Source organism: Psychroserpens mesophilus (assembly GCF_050617655.1).
Classification (GTDB): domain Bacteria; phylum Bacteroidota; class Bacteroidia; order Flavobacteriales; family Flavobacteriaceae; genus Psychroserpens; species Psychroserpens mesophilus_A.
In genome coordinates, this window is record NZ_JBODQC010000009.1 from 16,149 (window position 1) to 31,307 (window position 15,159).

Annotated in this window: 14 protein-coding genes; 9 read left to right on the top strand and 5 right to left on the bottom strand. The window is 32.7% G+C overall.

Features of this window, described 5'->3' with window-relative positions:
- Nucleotides 1–116 precede the first annotated feature (116 nt).
- The 7 genes from ACRHNM_RS13625 to ACRHNM_RS13655 all read left to right on the top strand — a co-directional run bounded on the left by ACRHNM_RS13625 (nt 117) and on the right by ACRHNM_RS13655 (nt 9,387).
- A complete protein-coding gene (locus ACRHNM_RS13625; protein ID WP_431137200.1) occupies nt 117–1,178 on the top strand; it encodes a helix-turn-helix domain-containing protein in 1,062 nt (353 codons plus the stop codon).
- 109 nt (nt 1,179–1,287) lie between these two features.
- Complete coding sequence (locus ACRHNM_RS13630; protein WP_431137201.1) at nt 1,288–1,743, top strand: DUF1573 domain-containing protein; 456 nt, start codon at nt 1,288–1,290, stop codon at nt 1,741–1,743.
- A gap of 5 nt (nt 1,744–1,748) precedes the next feature.
- Entirely contained in the window at nt 1,749–2,636 is an 888-nt protein-coding gene (locus ACRHNM_RS13635) for a thioredoxin family protein (protein ID WP_431137202.1), read from the top strand.
- Between the two features lie 103 nt (nt 2,637–2,739).
- Nucleotides 2,740–4,431 (top strand): lysine--tRNA ligase, encoded by a 1,692-nt coding sequence (gene lysS, locus ACRHNM_RS13640; protein WP_431137203.1) that lies wholly within the window; start codon nt 2,740–2,742, stop codon nt 4,429–4,431.
- 41 nt (nt 4,432–4,472) lie between these two features.
- Nucleotides 4,473–5,381: an endonuclease/exonuclease/phosphatase family protein gene (locus tag ACRHNM_RS13645; protein WP_431137204.1), complete on the top strand. Its 909-nt coding sequence runs from the start codon at nt 4,473–4,475 to the stop codon at nt 5,379–5,381.
- Between the two features lie 127 nt (nt 5,382–5,508).
- Complete coding sequence (locus tag ACRHNM_RS13650) at nt 5,509–6,759, top strand: fibronectin type III domain-containing protein (RefSeq protein WP_431137205.1); 1,251 nt, start codon at nt 5,509–5,511, stop codon at nt 6,757–6,759.
- A 138-nt stretch (nt 6,760–6,897) separates the two neighbouring features.
- The gene (locus ACRHNM_RS13655; protein ID WP_431137206.1) at nt 6,898–9,387 is read left to right on the top strand and encodes a zinc-dependent metalloprotease; all 2,490 of its coding nucleotides are present in this window, start codon (nt 6,898–6,900) and stop codon (nt 9,385–9,387) included.
- A gap of 586 nt (nt 9,388–9,973) precedes the next feature.
- Here ACRHNM_RS13655 and ACRHNM_RS13660 read toward each other — a convergent pair.
- Entirely contained in the window at nt 9,974–10,798 is an 825-nt protein-coding gene (locus ACRHNM_RS13660) for an alpha/beta hydrolase (protein ID WP_431137207.1), read from the bottom strand.
- 121 nt (nt 10,799–10,919) lie between these two features.
- On the opposite strand from ACRHNM_RS13660, the gene ACRHNM_RS13665 reads away from it, so the two are divergent.
- On the top strand, nt 10,920–11,561 hold the full coding sequence (locus ACRHNM_RS13665) for an O-methyltransferase (protein WP_431137208.1): 642 nt from the start codon (nt 10,920–10,922) through the stop codon (nt 11,559–11,561).
- Nucleotides 11,562–11,566: 5 nt separating this feature from the next.
- On the opposite strand, the gene ACRHNM_RS13670 is transcribed toward ACRHNM_RS13665, so the two are convergent.
- From ACRHNM_RS13670 to ACRHNM_RS13685, 4 genes are all read right to left on the bottom strand, one after another.
- A complete protein-coding gene (locus ACRHNM_RS13670) occupies nt 11,567–11,851 on the bottom strand; it encodes a Sec-independent protein translocase subunit TatA/TatB (RefSeq protein ID WP_431137288.1) in 285 nt (94 codons plus the stop codon).
- Between the two features lie 78 nt (nt 11,852–11,929).
- A complete protein-coding gene (locus tag ACRHNM_RS13675; RefSeq protein WP_431137209.1) occupies nt 11,930–12,730 on the bottom strand; it encodes a hypothetical protein in 801 nt (266 codons plus the stop codon).
- Entirely contained in the window at nt 12,717–13,487 is a 771-nt protein-coding gene (locus ACRHNM_RS13680) for a carboxypeptidase-like regulatory domain-containing protein (RefSeq protein WP_431137210.1), read from the bottom strand. The genes ACRHNM_RS13675 and ACRHNM_RS13680 overlap by 14 nt, the downstream gene beginning before the upstream one ends.
- A complete protein-coding gene (locus ACRHNM_RS13685) occupies nt 13,474–14,286 on the bottom strand; it encodes a carboxypeptidase-like regulatory domain-containing protein (protein ID WP_431137211.1) in 813 nt (270 codons plus the stop codon). The genes ACRHNM_RS13680 and ACRHNM_RS13685 overlap by 14 nt, the downstream gene beginning before the upstream one ends.
- A 149-nt stretch (nt 14,287–14,435) precedes the next feature.
- On the opposite strand from ACRHNM_RS13685, the gene pepE reads away from it, so the two are divergent.
- Complete coding sequence (gene pepE / locus ACRHNM_RS13690) at nt 14,436–15,143, top strand: dipeptidase PepE (RefSeq protein ID WP_431137212.1); 708 nt, start codon at nt 14,436–14,438, stop codon at nt 15,141–15,143.
- Nucleotides 15,144–15,159 lie beyond the last annotated feature (16 nt).

Consider the following 15,159-nt stretch of genomic DNA (forward strand, 5'->3'; position numbering starts at 1 on the left):
TTAATTTTGATGATTGATGATGTAATTATTTGACGTATTCATTATGAATTTGTTACACCAAGTTAATTATAATGAAGTACATTTTCTATTAACAGAAATTATAGTAGTTTAGTGCTGTGAGATTTTTAAGTGTAATAGCATCCCTTATTTTCTTCGGAAACTTAGTTAATGCTCAACATCAATTTGATGGATACATCGATAATGAGCGTTGGCAAAGCAATGTCTATTTATCTGTAATTGAAGATTACCGAACACTTGATGGCATTAATGATGAGCAAATTATTACTAAAGTAGATTCAGATTCTTCTGGCTATTTTCAGTTTAAAGGAAATCAATTAGACAAGCAACAGAAAATCTATAAACTTCATGTCGACAATTGTGAATCTTACAATCAAAGCAGTAATCACTTTGATGGTCATTGTACAGATAGTAAAGACATTCTTTTTATTGCGAAAAGTACTGATAGTATTACATTTCCATTATCATTTGATGCGCAAATGTTTTGTGATGTGGTCTCTAACAACCCTAAAACCGCTTCTTTTATAAAAATTGATTCTTTAAAAGATGAAATGAAGTTCGCTTATACCGAATTCAGAAGCAAAGCGAATAGAGAATTAAATAACAAAAAATGGTTCAAAACACTTCAAAATTATGGTGAAAGCCTTGATGAACCTCTGGCAGAACTCTATATCTACGCGTTTTTATCAGACAGGAGTAATCAATTTCACAATTATTATCTTGAAGATATTAAAACGAATCGTTATTATGATGAATTATTAGAACGACTGGAAGCAAACTATCCTAATTCATCTTACGTCAGGCAATATAAAGCTGAATTAGCTTCAGACCAGTATATTGTTTCTCCTTCATTGGAAAATGAATCTGCTTTTAATTGGACCAATGTAGTTATCGGATTATTAATTGCTTCTGTTTTATTAAATCTTTGGTTTGTGTTTTCTGCAAAACAAAGAAAGCAAAAACAACATGCTCATGCCAAAGAGCAATTAACCAAACAAGAGCAAAATGTATTAGAGCTTTTGCTTGACGAAAAGACCAATAAAGATATTGCTGAAGCTCTATTTGTAAGTGTTAGCACTGTAAAAACTCATGTTAACAACGTATATAAAAAACTAAGTGTTAATTCCAGAGATGAATTAAAGTCGCTGTTTAACAGATAGTTATAAAATTCAACCCTAGTACTAGTACTCATTTCCAACCCTTAATAACCCTCTTTTTCTATTTCAAACCTTGATGTTTGTAATCGTAACAATCAAAAAACGAACAGACATGAAACATCAAGCAGGTATTAAAAACCAAAGCCAAATCAATCCCATCATTTTTGCACTAAGCATGTTATACGTTATGCTGCTTAGCTGTAATAATTTCGCACAAGAATTAGGCACAATCGAAGACATTGGTGTCTTTCATTTTGACGAAGAAGTTATCGATTATGGCACGATTGCTCAAAATGATAATGGTGTACGCACTTTTAAATTCACCAACAGAGGTCGAGCTCCTATTGTGATTTCTAAAGTAAAAACAACCTGCGGATGTACAGTTCCAACCTATCCTAAACAAGCTATTTTACCTGGCGAATCTGGAACCATCGATATCAAGTATGCAACCAATCGAATTGGCGTATTCTCGAAATCAATAACAGTCATTTCAAACGCAGATAATAAGCAGAAAACATTACGCATTAAAGGAAATGTCATTGCCAAAACTAAAATCGCTTTAAACTAAAAACAATGAGAACGTACACTTTAATTCCAGTAGCTCTATTATTCTCATTTGTTACTATGGCTCAAGACATCAATAATGAAATAAGCATTAATGACGACACCCCTTTTTTACTTGGAAAAATTGACAAAAAGGGATTAACATCCAAAAATTATAATGACTGGTTTTCAAAAAACCATGAAGCATATGAGGTAGACCAAGCTACAATAGAATCCATCGGTTCCAAGCTTAAAGACTATCACATCACGTTATTCATGGGAACTTGGTGTGGTGACAGCAAACTCGAAGTTCCTCGCTTTTATAAAATTTTAGAAGCTTGTAATTTTCCAGAAGAACAACTCACTGTCATAGCATTGAGCCAAAAATCTAACATGTATAAACAAAGTCCGAACCATTATGAAGCAGGATTAAATATTCATCGTGTGCCAACGTTCATTTTTTATAAAAACAGGAAAGAAATCAATCGCATCGTGGAGCATCCAGTTGAATCTTTAGAGAAAGACGTCTTGAACATTATAACTTCAAATACATATCAATCCAACTATCAAATCGTTGCTAAAATCAATAGCATCTTAATAGAAGAGGGTTTAAACGGGTTGAAAAAACAGAGTAAAAAACTAGTAAAAGCCTTTGACGGTAAAGTTAGCAGCATGTATGAACTCAATACTTATGGTCGCATCTTATATTCTACCAATAGAACTAATGAGGCTATTGAAGTCTTTAAGTTAAATGCAGAATTATTTCCAGACAATCCAAGAACTCATATGAGCCTAGCAAATACATTAGGCATTAATGGCTATAAAAATGAAGCCGTAAAAATTATCAAAAAAGCCATAAAGCAATTTCCAGACAATGAGGATCTTATAAAAAATCTTGATGCCTTGGTTAAACATTAAAATCATAAAAAATAAGAAGGCCATTAGGATTACAAAACCTAGTGGTTTTTTTACGTTAATTCTTGTAAATAATGTAATTTTGCAGTTTTAAAATACATTTAGCATGCAGCTTTCTGAACAAGAATTAGTACGTCGCGAAAAACTCGCCAAAATAAAAGCCTTAGGCATCAACCCTTATCCTGCTGATTTATTTCCAGTAAATCACACTTCAAAACAGGTTAAGGATATGTTTGAAGAAGGAAAAAAGGTCATTATTGCTGGTCGATTAATGTCTCGCCGTATTCAAGGCAATGCTAGTTTTGCAGAATTACAGGATAGTGCTGGTAGAATACAGGTTTATTTTAACAGAGATGAAATTTGTTCTGGTGAGGATAAAAGCAAATACAACAATGTTTATAAAAAATTATTAGATATTGGTGATTTTGTTGGTGTTGAAGGTGAATTATTTACCACTAAAGTTGGTGAAAAAACAGTCATGGTTAAAGATTTTACACTTTTAAGTAAAGCTTTAAAGCCATTACCTCAACCACGTGTAGATGCTGAAGGAAAAGTGCATGATGCTTTTACAGATGCTGAACAACGCTATAGACAACGTTATGCTGATTTAGTTGTTAATCCACATGTGAAAGACGTTTTTATCAAACGCACCAAATTATTTAATGCCATGCGTGAATTCTTCAATAACTCTGGTTACTTTGAAGTGGAAACGCCAATTTTACAACCCATTCCTGGAGGTGCTGCTGCACGTCCTTTTATTACGCATCACAATAGTTTAGATATTCCATTATACATGAGAATTGCAAACGAATTGTATTTAAAACGCTTGATTGTTGGTGGTTTTGATGGTGTTTATGAGTTTTCTAAAAACTTCAGAAATGAAGGTATGGACAGAACGCATAACCCAGAATTTACTGCTATGGAAATCTATGTGTCCTATAAAGATTACAACTGGATGATGGAGTTTTGTGAGCGTCTTTTAGAACATTGTGCAAAAGCTGTTAACGGAACAACTGAAGCAACTTTTGGCGAACACAAAATCGATTTCAAAGCTCCTTATGCTCGTGTAACCATGGCAGATTCTATTAAGCATTTTACAGGTTTTGATATCAATGGAAAATCTGAAGCTGAAATTCGTCAGGCTGCAAAAGATATGGGAATTGAAGTTGATGACACCATGGGTAAAGGAAAACTGATTGATGAGATTTTTGGAGAAAAATGTGAAGGCAATTACATTCAACCAACCTTTATCACAGATTATCCTAAGGAAATGAGTCCGTTGTGCAAAGAACATCGCGATAATCCAGACTTAACAGAACGTTTTGAGTTAATGGTATGCGGAAAAGAAATTGCAAATGCCTACTCTGAACTAAACGATCCAATTGATCAACGTGAGCGTTTTGAACACCAACTAAAACTAGCCGCAAAAGGTGATGATGAAGCCACCGAATTTATCGATTATGATTTCCTTCGCGCTTTAGAATACGGAATGCCTCCTACATCTGGAATGGGAATTGGAATGGACAGGTTAATCATGTTTTTAACCAATAATCAATCGATTCAAGAAGTCTTATTTTTTCCTCAAATGCGTCCAGAACGTAAACAAGTTGAAATGACTGAAGAAGAAAAAGCTGTATTTGAATTGCTTAAATCTAATTCACCTATCGATTTAAACGATTTAAAAACTCAATCTGGTTTAAGCAACAAAAAATGGGACAAAACTATTAAAGGTCTAACGAGTAAAAAAGTAGCAAAAGTTGTTAAAAATGATGAGGGTTTGTTTGTTGAAATTCAATAAATAGTACCAATAACTGTTTTTAGTTTTAGAACCAAACCAGTATGATATTAAAACAAAATTACAAAGCATATCTTTTAATAGGATATGCTTTTTTGTTGATTATCCATTTTATTTTAAAAGACAGAATTTTTCCTTTAAGCATCTTCTTCTATGGTTTTCCATTAATTATCATCATTGGCATTACTGTTTTTTTAATTATTCTATTTTACAAGAGACAATGGTACCGCTATTCATTAATAGCAATTTTTACAGTACTTACAATCATTTGGTACGATAATTATTATTTTCAAACGAATACAAATTACGAAGGAAACACTACAAAGATACTCTACTGGAATTTAGCAAAAAGAAACCAACTACCTGTTGATATCATTTCAGAAAAAGTGAACAATTATCAGCCAGAAATTTTAGCTTTTGTTGAAGCTCCTGAAAAAACTCTTAAAAATTTAAATGCCTTAAAAAGCGCTTTACCAAACTATAATTTCACAATCTTAAAAGGAGCAATGCTTGTTGCTGCAAAGGGAAACATAGTCTTCTTAAATTTTGAATATCAAGAAGATAGCTATAAAGCAAATCTATTAGAAGTGACTACAACATCTGAAAAAATTAAATTTATAGTGACAGACCTTACATCAAATTTATTAGTAAATAAAAAGAGACCAATGACATTTGTTTCTGATTTTGCAAAAAGAGAAACTGTCGATTTTATTACTGGTGATTTCAACTCCGTCTATGAAAGCATTTATTTTAATGAATTAAAAAACAATTTTACAAGTTTCCATAAGTATAACAACGGATTTACAGCAACATGGCCTTTAGGCATTCCCTTATTGGAGATAGACCATTTTTGGTTATCTCATAAACACCAACCTATTCAACTCATTAAGTTTCAAAATAATGCTTCTGATCATGCCATGTTAATTTCAGAGTTTAAGTTTAACAGGAATTAATTTTGAATCAGTCTAAATTGCTTTATTTCAAAGGTTAAACATAACTTCATATCGATTTTATGTTTTGCTAAAAAACTTTTTTACTACATTAGCACTCAGCTATTAATCAGAAAAATAGACCCAAATTATGAAAAAATTTAGTTTCCTATTCGTCTTTGCATGTTTAATTCTAGCCTGTAATAACGACGACGACACCATAGATTCCTGCAATAAAGCAACTAATATTTTAGCAGAAAACATCACTACAACTGATGCTACGATTAGTTGGAGCGATCCTAACAATGCTGCATCATACTTTATTGAATACGGTGTTTCAGGTTTTACAATAGGATCAGGAACTATAATTATTGCAAGCGATACAACTACAGAATTACAAAATTTATCAGCAGAAACCACTTATGATGTTTACATTCAGGCAGTTTGTAATACAGATAATTTAAGTATGTATTCAGACGTATATAGTTTTACTACAGCCACTTTACCTGTTATTCCAGAATTTAGACAAAACCTATCTGAATTGAATTTATTCTCTGGAAACTTGGGAGATTTACAACCGTCTCCTTTTGCTTTTAATTACGATTTAAACTCAAAGTTATTTACAGATTATGCAATCAAACAACGCTTAATTGCATTACCAGAAGGAGAAAAAATGACGTTCAATGGTGATGGTTTCCCTATGTTTCCTGACAATACTGTAATTGCTAAAACGTTTTATTATAACAATAATGAAACTGATTTATCTCAAGGAAAAAATATTATTGAGACTAGATTACTCATTAAAATAAATGGCTCCTGGGAACTTGGAAATTATAAGTGGAATGCAGCTCAAACTGATGCAACATTAGATGTTGATGGCGCTGTGGTTCCTGTAACTTGGGTAAATACTGAAGGTGAATCTCAAAGTATTGATTACGAAATTCCTTCAAGTACTGATTGCTTTACTTGTCACAGTAATAATTCGCAAACCACTCCTATTGGTCCAAAATTGAGAACACTAAACTTTAATGTTAATGGTTCTAATCAGTTACAAACATTAATAGATAACAATATGCTTGATGGGTTATCTGATCCATCTACTGTTGGTGTTTTACCAAACTGGGAAGATACAAGTTTAGGATTAGAAAGACGTGCCAGAGCATATATGGATATAAATTGTGCCCATTGTCATATTGAAGGTGGATTTTGTGCTGAAGAATCTAATTTAAGACTGGCATTTGAAACAGCATACGAAGAATCTAATATTTACCAAAAAAGAAATAGTATTGAAGCTAGAATTCAAAATACAATTCCACAATACGGAATGCCTTTAATTGGAACAACCATTGTTCATGATGAAGGAGTAGCTCTATTATTAGATTATTTAAGTTCTTTAGAATAAAATAACCTAAACCATATTTTTAAAAAGTCACTTTTAAAGTGGCTTTTTTTCGTTAAAAAAGTATTAAAAAATAAAGTTTGAAAAGGTAACTCAGCTAGGATTTCTTATTTTCACGTACTAATTTAAAATTCAATTACCTTGAAACATCTCTCCTATAAACTACTTTTTGTAGTTTCAGTATTTTTTGTTGTATCCTGTTCCTCAACAAAAGAAGCAAGCAAATCAAAAAAAGGAACTACTGCTGCCGCTAAAACACCAGCAAAAAAACCTGGCAAAGATGACATTCAACCTTTTAGCAAAGTCATTACAAAAGATGCAAAAAGCGATAAAGGTCTATTTACAGTTCATTCTCTAGATGAGAAGTATTTTTATGAAATTCCAGATTCTCTTTTTGAGCGCGAAATGCTTATGGTAACTCGTATTGCTAAAACTGCAAGTGGCTTAGGCTTTGGTGGCGGAAAGCAAAATGAACAAGTATTACGTTGGCAGAAAAAAGGGAAAAAAGTAATCTTACGCGTGGTATCCTATAATGTATTTGCTGCAGATTCACTTCCTGTGAGTGAAGCTGTTGAAAATTCAAATTTTGAACCTGTATTATTTACATTTCCTATCAAAGCTATTGGTAAAGACTCAACAAGTACTGTTGTAGACGTAACACCTTTATTTGAAAAAGATGTAAAATCTCTTGGTTTACCTAATTTCAGAAGAAGACCATACAAAGTAACACGTTTAGAAAGTGATAAATCATTCATTGAGAGTATTAAAAGTTATCCTAAAAACATTGAAGCTAGACACGTAAAAACATATGCTGCTGGCTCTCCTCCATCTAATTCAAGTACAGGAAGTATTTCTATTGAAATAAACAACTCTATGATTTTACTCCCTGAAAACCCAATGAAACGACGTTATTTTGATGAACGTGTTGGATGGTTTACAAGTCAGCAAACAGATTATGGATTAGAAGATCAGAAAAGCAAAACGCTGGAATATCTAGATCGCTGGAGACTTGAAGTCCGTGATGAGGATATCGAAAAATTCAAACGTGGCGAGTTAGTTGTTCCAAAAAAACAAATCGTATACTATATTGACAGAGCTACTCCAGAAAAATGGCGTAAATATATCAAACAAGGTATTGAAGATTGGCAGGTTGCTTTTGAGGCTGCAGGTTTTAAAGACGCTATTATAGCTAAAGATCCTCCAACCGTTGAAGAAGATCCAGAATGGAGTCCTGAAGATGTTCGATATTCTGTAGTGCGTTATCTGGCATCACCAATTCCAAATGCAAATGGTCCTCATGTTAGCGATCCAAGAACTGGCGAAATTTTAGAAAGTGACATTAACTGGTATCACAACGTTATGACCTTATTACGTGGTTGGTTCTTTGTTCAAACTGCTGCTATTAATCCAGATGCTCAAAGCCCGCAATTTAAAGATGAAGTTATGGGACGCTTAATCCGTTTTGTATCTGCTCATGAAGTTGGACATACCTTAGGTTTACCACATAACATGGGAAGTAGTGTGGCTTATCCTGTTGAAAAATTGCGAGATGCTGCTTTCACTCAAGAATTTGGAACAGCACCATCCATTATGGATTATGCTCGTTTTAACTACGTAGCTCAACCAGGTGATGAAGGTGTGGCTTTAATGCCTAATATTGGTGTTTATGATAAATATGCTATTTCTTGGGGTTACAGACCTATTTTGAACAAAACTGCTAAAGAAGAAAAACCAATTTTGAACCAATGGATAATGGAACATGCTGGAGATCCTAAGTATCGTTTTGGTCATCAACAAGTTGGTGATATTCATGATCCAAGTTCACAAACTGAAGATTTAGGTGACGATGCAATGCTTGCAAGTGATTACGGAATTAAAAACTTAAAACGTATTGTTCCTAACTTAATAAACTGGACCACTGAAGCTGGTGAAGATTATGACGACTTACAAGAAATGTATGGTCATGTGTTATCTCAGTTTAATCGTTATATGGGACATGTTTCTAATAATATTGGTGGTGTATATGAACATTACAAAGCTGCAGATCAGCCAGGTGCTGTTTATACTCCTGTTCCTAAGGAACATCAAAAACGTGCTATGACGTTTCTACAAGAAAACTTGTTTGATACACCAGATTGGTTAATTGATAAAACTATTTTTGATCGTATTGAATATTCAGGTTCTGTTGAGCGTGTGAGAGCATTACAGGAAAGAACATTAAAAAACATTATGAGTTTAGGTAAAATGCAACGTTTAACTGAAGCAGAAACGTTTAATGGTAATGATGCCTATGCGCTTACTGATATGATGAAAGATTTGCGTCAAGGTATTTGGAGTGAATTGCGTACTGGTAAGAAAATAGATACGTACAGACGTAATTTACAACGTGCACATATTGACAGATTAGGTTATTTAATGACTGCTGAAAACCAAAGCGGACGTTCACCTAGTCCTTATATAAAAGCAACAGCTGTAAACACAAGTCAGTCTGATATTAGAGCTGTAGTTAGAGCTGAATTGAAATCATTACGCAATCAATTACGATCTGCTCGAGGAGCTGATGCTATGAGTCGAATTCATATAGCTGATGCTTTAGAGCGTATTGATGCTATCCTAAATCCTAATGGATAATACAACTAAATCTTTTTAATTAAGATTAGAAACAAAAAAGCTTCAGAAATTTCTGAAGCTTTTTTTAATTACTTTTGTTCATCTGTTCATCAACAATCTACATGAGCAATCATAATCTAAAAGCATTATATTTTTGCCATACACATCCTAATTTGTTTTTATAAAAGCATTGTAAAAGCTGCAAACGTGGTATGTGTCATACCTGTATTCATAACAACAAGGAATATTGTCAAAGCTGTTTAAAAACAAATCACAAAAACAGTAGCCTTTATGAAGACACGCAAGAGATGTTTAGAGTTTTTCTTTTCAGTATCATTATTACAACTATAGCAGGCATTTATTTATATGTAAAGAGTCAATCATCAATTGTGAAAGATCTCAATGAAGTTCTCCTGATCGTATTCTTTTTTTCACTTTCAATCGCCAGCACGCATTATCTGATGAAACACACTAGTTTTATGGATGATGTTAGAAAAGTTCCCTTTTTAGGGTTTAAAATTTCAATCGTATTACTGGTTCTAATAGTAGTGTCAGGAATTTCAGTGATTTATATCCTATTTAAAACTATAAAAGTCCTAAAACACTTCTACCTTAAGAGGCTTAAAATCCCTTCACGATAGGCTTCAAAATTCATCAAATTATTATGATTTCCATCATCAATAGTAATAAATGAGGTATTATTTTGAGGCGCGACAGACTTTAGCTTCTGAGCAGAACTGTAAGGAATTATAGAATCATCAGTTCCGTGAAACATAGTGATTGGGCAATTTACATTGCTTATGAATTCGTTAGATGGAAACTCATACTTCAACAATGCTGTAACTGGAAAGACAGGAAAACGATTCTTTGCAACATCTATAATACTGTAATATGGAGTTTCCAAAATAAGTTGTCTGGGCTCATGTCTGGATGCTAAATAAGTAGCAATTGCTGTTCCTAATGAGCGACCATATACTAGTATCTCCTCTTCAGAATAAGATTTTAGAAGGTAATTATAGCAAAATTCTGCATCGTTATAAAACCCTTCTTCATGTAGTCTACCTGTACTCTTTCCGTACGTTCTGTAATCCATAATAAACACATCATAATTTAACGACACAAAATGTTCACCAATATTTCCCCAACGACTTAAATCTCCAGCATTTCCGTGGAAATACAAAATGACTCCTTTCGGATTTTCAGTTTTAAAATGAACTGCATTTATGGAGACATCTTCAGCCGTTTTTAAAAATAACTCTTCAAAAGGATATTTAAATTCATACTGATAATCTTGAGCCAGACTAGTTGGCAAAAACAACATCTTTTCTTGTAAAAAATAAAGAGAAGCTCCAACTAAAACATAGAGTAGTAAAAGAAGTTTAAGGACTATTTTAAGCCTTTTTTTTAGTTGGTTTTGAGGTACGGAAGACATTAACTACTTGGGTTTTTTAAGTCAATACAAGATAAGAAATTAATTAAGAATCTCATTTCAAAGTCATCGGTTAAGATTATCTAAGTTAAAATCATTTACTTTGTAGTTCAATTTAGATGAGATGTATTTTTTACCTGAAAAATTAGACGACTATGTTGTAGCACATTCTCAAGAAGAACCAGAATTACTACAACAACTTACCAGAGAAACCTATCAGAAAATTTTACAACCTATTATGCTTAGTGGTCCTTATCAAGGTCGAGTGCTGAGTATGATTTCAAAGTTAAAATCACCTAAAACTGTGTTAGAGTTAGGAACATTTACAGGTTATGCTACACTATGTCTTGCTGAAGGATTACAAGCGGAAGGAAGAATTGATACTATCGACATCAATGAGGAATTGATGGATTTTCAGCGCAAATACTTTGACAAGTCTGAATATGGAGCACGCATACACCAACATTTAGGAAGTGCATTAGATATTATTCCCAAATTAAAACACACTTATGATATCGTGTTTATTGATGCCGATAAACCTAATTATTCAAATTATTTCCATTTGATTATAGATAACATAAATCCTGGAGGTATTATTCTTTCTGACAATGTGCTTTGGCATGGAAAAGTTATTGAGCCTCTTGATGAAAAAGATACATCTACGAAAGCTGTTTTAGACTTCAATACACTTTTAAAGAATGATAGCCGGATTGAAACAGTGATGTTACCAATTCGAGATGGTTTGACCGTAAGTAGAAAAAAATAGAGCGTTTATTGTTCTCTTTTTATAGATCCTGAGAAGTCTTCAATTTCATCTTTAACCTTGGTTATTTCTTCTTTAATGTCTTGAGTGACATTAGTTTCTATTTTATTTCCTTCGGTAGATGATTTCTTAATTTCAGATTTGATATCATTAGATGCGTCTCTTAAACTACGCATTCCTTTACCCAGACCTTTAGCAACTTCAGGAATTTTATCTGCACCAAAGACCATCACAGCTATAAATAGTATGAACATGACCTCTGTGGTTCCTATAAATAAAAATGTTGCTAATATATTCACAATGCAAATATACTAAGATGTTTCGATTGGATTGAAATTGATCGTTAAATTATTTTCCATAGGTATTCAATTTTAATCATCAACACTTTCAACTTGAATATTAAAAGCCAGAAGTTTATCAATTAAAAACTCAAAAAGCTTAATATCACTGTCTTGCTTACAAACCTCTAAAAATTTAGGGTCTTCAGAAGCATAATAGAAAAACTCTACCTTTAATTCTTCTTGTAATTCTATATGTCCAAAAAGTTCATCAGACATTTCTGAAATAGCTTTATTCATACAAGCATCTTGTTCTTCTAATCTAACCAAACGTTTTAATTTCTTAGTTCGTCCAGAAATTCTATTCAAAATTTTATGAATATTAATTGTAGCAATCAATCCATAATAATATACAAATTTACCAGCATCTGCTTCATGTAAACGTCGTTCTTTCTGGGTTTTAGGTTTTCCTGTATAACCAGGAATACCAACATCATAGAAGTTAAGATCAGGTTCTGCATCGCTATTTTTTATATCAGATAACAAGTCGCCTGTAAGAACTTTACCAACAACAACTTCATCTAATTGATTGACTCGATCTTCGAGATTTACAATTATAAACTTAGAAACAAAAATATCTTGAGTAATCAGTATCGTTTTTGGGATGTACTGAACACTAGATATCAAAATGGTATCATTAATTTGAATAGAAATTACAAAACCACCTTTATCATTTGTAATGGTGTACTCTTCTGCAGAAACATTTAAAATATGTATTCCTTCAAGTTCTGAACTTGCTTCAACCTGACCCTTTAAATCAATGGTTTGAGAAGTCACAGAAAAAACACTTAGGAAAGCGATAATTGAAACCAATATGAGTTTAATCCTTTTCAAGTTGAGTTTTAAATTCTTCTAACTTTTGTTGTAAAAACTTTAACATGACTAAGTCACTTTCAGCTTTACTTAAAGGTAAGAAATTTGGATCATCTGAAACAAAATAAAAAAACTCAATCCGCTTTGACTCTTCTAAGTTATCTATGTCAAATAACATTTCAGACAATTCAGACCTAACTTCTTTCATGGCCTTGTCAATACGTTCTCTGGCAATTTGCGCTTTTAACTTTTTAGTTCTACCAGACAACCAGTTAAGCAAAGGATTTAAAGGCACCAAACCTCCTCCTGTAGTTGCTTCATGCAGTCGTCGTTCAGACTGTGTTTTTAGCTTTCCTGTATATCCTGGAATGCCCAAGTCATAAAAATTTATATCACGTTTAACATTACTATTCTCAATATCTGAAAGCAAATCACCTGTAAGAATCTTACCTACTACAACCTCATCTAATTCTGTGATTTTATCAGTGAGTTCAACTGATATATATTTTGATTGAATAATTTGAGGTGTGACAAAAACCTCTAAAGGTTTATACTGAATGGCAGATATTAAAACAGTATCGTTAATAGATGCTGATATCATAAATTCACCATCATCATTAGTAATGGTAAACGTATTGGCTGTTTTATTTATAATATGAATACGATCTATATCAGAACTCGCAGTAACTTTCCCTTGAATTTCAATAGATTGGCAATAGACACTAACAAACTTAAACAAGCATAAGATTAAAAAAAGAGTATTTTTAATCTTTATCATTTTTGTTATTCAAGAATGTTTGGCTCTTCTGATTCAACACTTCAAGAAACTGTAGCTCTTTACCATAGTTAAGCAAGGTGAAGTCAAAGTTTTCATCTTCTTGTACATATCGTATAAACTCCTCTACACGATGCTCAGGAATATCAAAATTGTCGACCAAAAAGGTTGAGCCAAAGTAGTATTTAATAGCACTCGCAGGTACTTCTGGAATTCCAGCTGCCTTTTTATCTTTGACTTTTGACCTGAACAGTGGCAGTAATAATTGATCTACAACATTACGAATGTTTAAACCATTGACCATAGTTTGCGACTGTGAATGCATAGCAATATTGTTTATTTCAGATCGATTATCGTCTGTAAACTCATACTCATCACTCCTTTTAATTCCGAAATAAAGCGCGTCTAATTTTGGGTTAAATGTTTTTACACTGCTAATATCTGTATCCAGATCTCCAGAAAGCCCCTTAGTCATAACTAAAACTTCATCAAGCTTATTGATTTCTTCTATTAAAAATAAGCGAATTCGCTTAGATTTTAAAATAGCTTCGCTAACTTTAAAATCAAAATTTTGATATTGTAAAGCTCTTACTTCAATAAAGTCGTTTAAGCCCACAGCAAGAGTAAATTCACCATTTTCATTTGTAACCGTTCCCTTATTTGATGACGTATTATAAACAGTTATACCTTCAATATCATTACCTTCTACAATGATTTTCCCTTCGACAATGACACGTCTAACATCTTGAGATATCGCACAAAAACTTATGCAAAACAGTAATATTGGTAATAGCTTTTTCATAGGTTAGTTATTTAGTATAAAAATAATTTCTATTGACTTAATTTCAACATAAAGCCTTGTAAACTTTTGTTAAATTAAAGGTTTACTTAAATTTACGATAAATAAAATGAAGTTTGAAATAGACCTATAATTGATTTAATAAAATACCAATGAAAAATATCCTTATCGCAAGCACATCTACAATTCATGGCAGTGGTCCTCTGGAATATTTATTAGAAGAACTTTCTGTTTTTTTTAAGGACACTTCAGAAATACTTTTCATTCCTTACGCAAGACCTGGTGGAATTACCCATGATGAATATACCTCAAACGTTAATAAAGCATTTAGTCAAATAGGGAAAGTTGCAAAAGGCATTCATGAGTTTAAAGACCCTAAAGTAGCCATTGCAAATGCCAAAGCAATTTTTACTGGTGGAGGCAACACTTTTGTGTTGGTAAATCAGCTTTATAAAAATGATTTATTAGAGCCAATTAAAAAAGCTGTTAACTCTGGGACTCCATATCTTGGAACAAGTGCAGGAAGCAATATTTGCGGACTTACTGTTAACACGACCAATGATATGCCAATCGTTTATCCTCCAAGTTTTAAAACGTTTGGTTTTGTGCCTTTCAATATCAATCCTCATTATTTAGATCCAGATCCAACAAGCACACATAAAGGTGAAACGAGAGAAACCCGTATTAAAGAATTTCATGCTTTTAATACACAACCAGTCGTTGGAATACGTGAAGGAAGCTGGTTAGCTGTTAAAGGTGATTCTATTGTTTTGAAAGGTAAACTTACTGCTCGTATTTTCGAGCACAACAAAACACCTTATGAGGTTCAACCTGATACTAAGCTAGATACATTACGATAAAAAAAGCCTCATCGTT

Coding starts and splice junctions, on each gene's coding strand:
- ACRHNM_RS13660 (WP_431137207.1), bottom strand. CDS start 10,798: ATGTCTTCCGTACCTCAAAACCAACTAAAAAAAAGGCTTAAAATAGTC.
- ACRHNM_RS13650 (WP_431137205.1), top strand. CDS start 5,509: ATGAAAAAATTTAGTTTCCTATTCGTCTTTGCATGTTTAATTCTAGCC.
- lysS (WP_431137203.1), top strand. CDS start 2,740: ATGCAGCTTTCTGAACAAGAATTAGTACGTCGCGAAAAACTCGCCAAA.
- ACRHNM_RS13645 (WP_431137204.1), top strand. CDS start 4,473: ATGATATTAAAACAAAATTACAAAGCATATCTTTTAATAGGATATGCT.
- ACRHNM_RS13665 (WP_431137208.1), top strand. CDS start 10,920: ATGTATTTTTTACCTGAAAAATTAGACGACTATGTTGTAGCACATTCT.
- ACRHNM_RS13685 (WP_431137211.1), bottom strand. CDS start 14,286: ATGAAAAAGCTATTACCAATATTACTGTTTTGCATAAGTTTTTGTGCG.
- ACRHNM_RS13680 (WP_431137210.1), bottom strand. CDS start 13,487: ATGATAAAGATTAAAAATACTCTTTTTTTAATCTTATGCTTGTTTAAG.
- ACRHNM_RS13635 (WP_431137202.1), top strand. CDS start 1,749: ATGAGAACGTACACTTTAATTCCAGTAGCTCTATTATTCTCATTTGTT.
- pepE (WP_431137212.1), top strand. CDS start 14,436: ATGAAAAATATCCTTATCGCAAGCACATCTACAATTCATGGCAGTGGT.
- ACRHNM_RS13630 (WP_431137201.1), top strand. CDS start 1,288: ATGAAACATCAAGCAGGTATTAAAAACCAAAGCCAAATCAATCCCATC.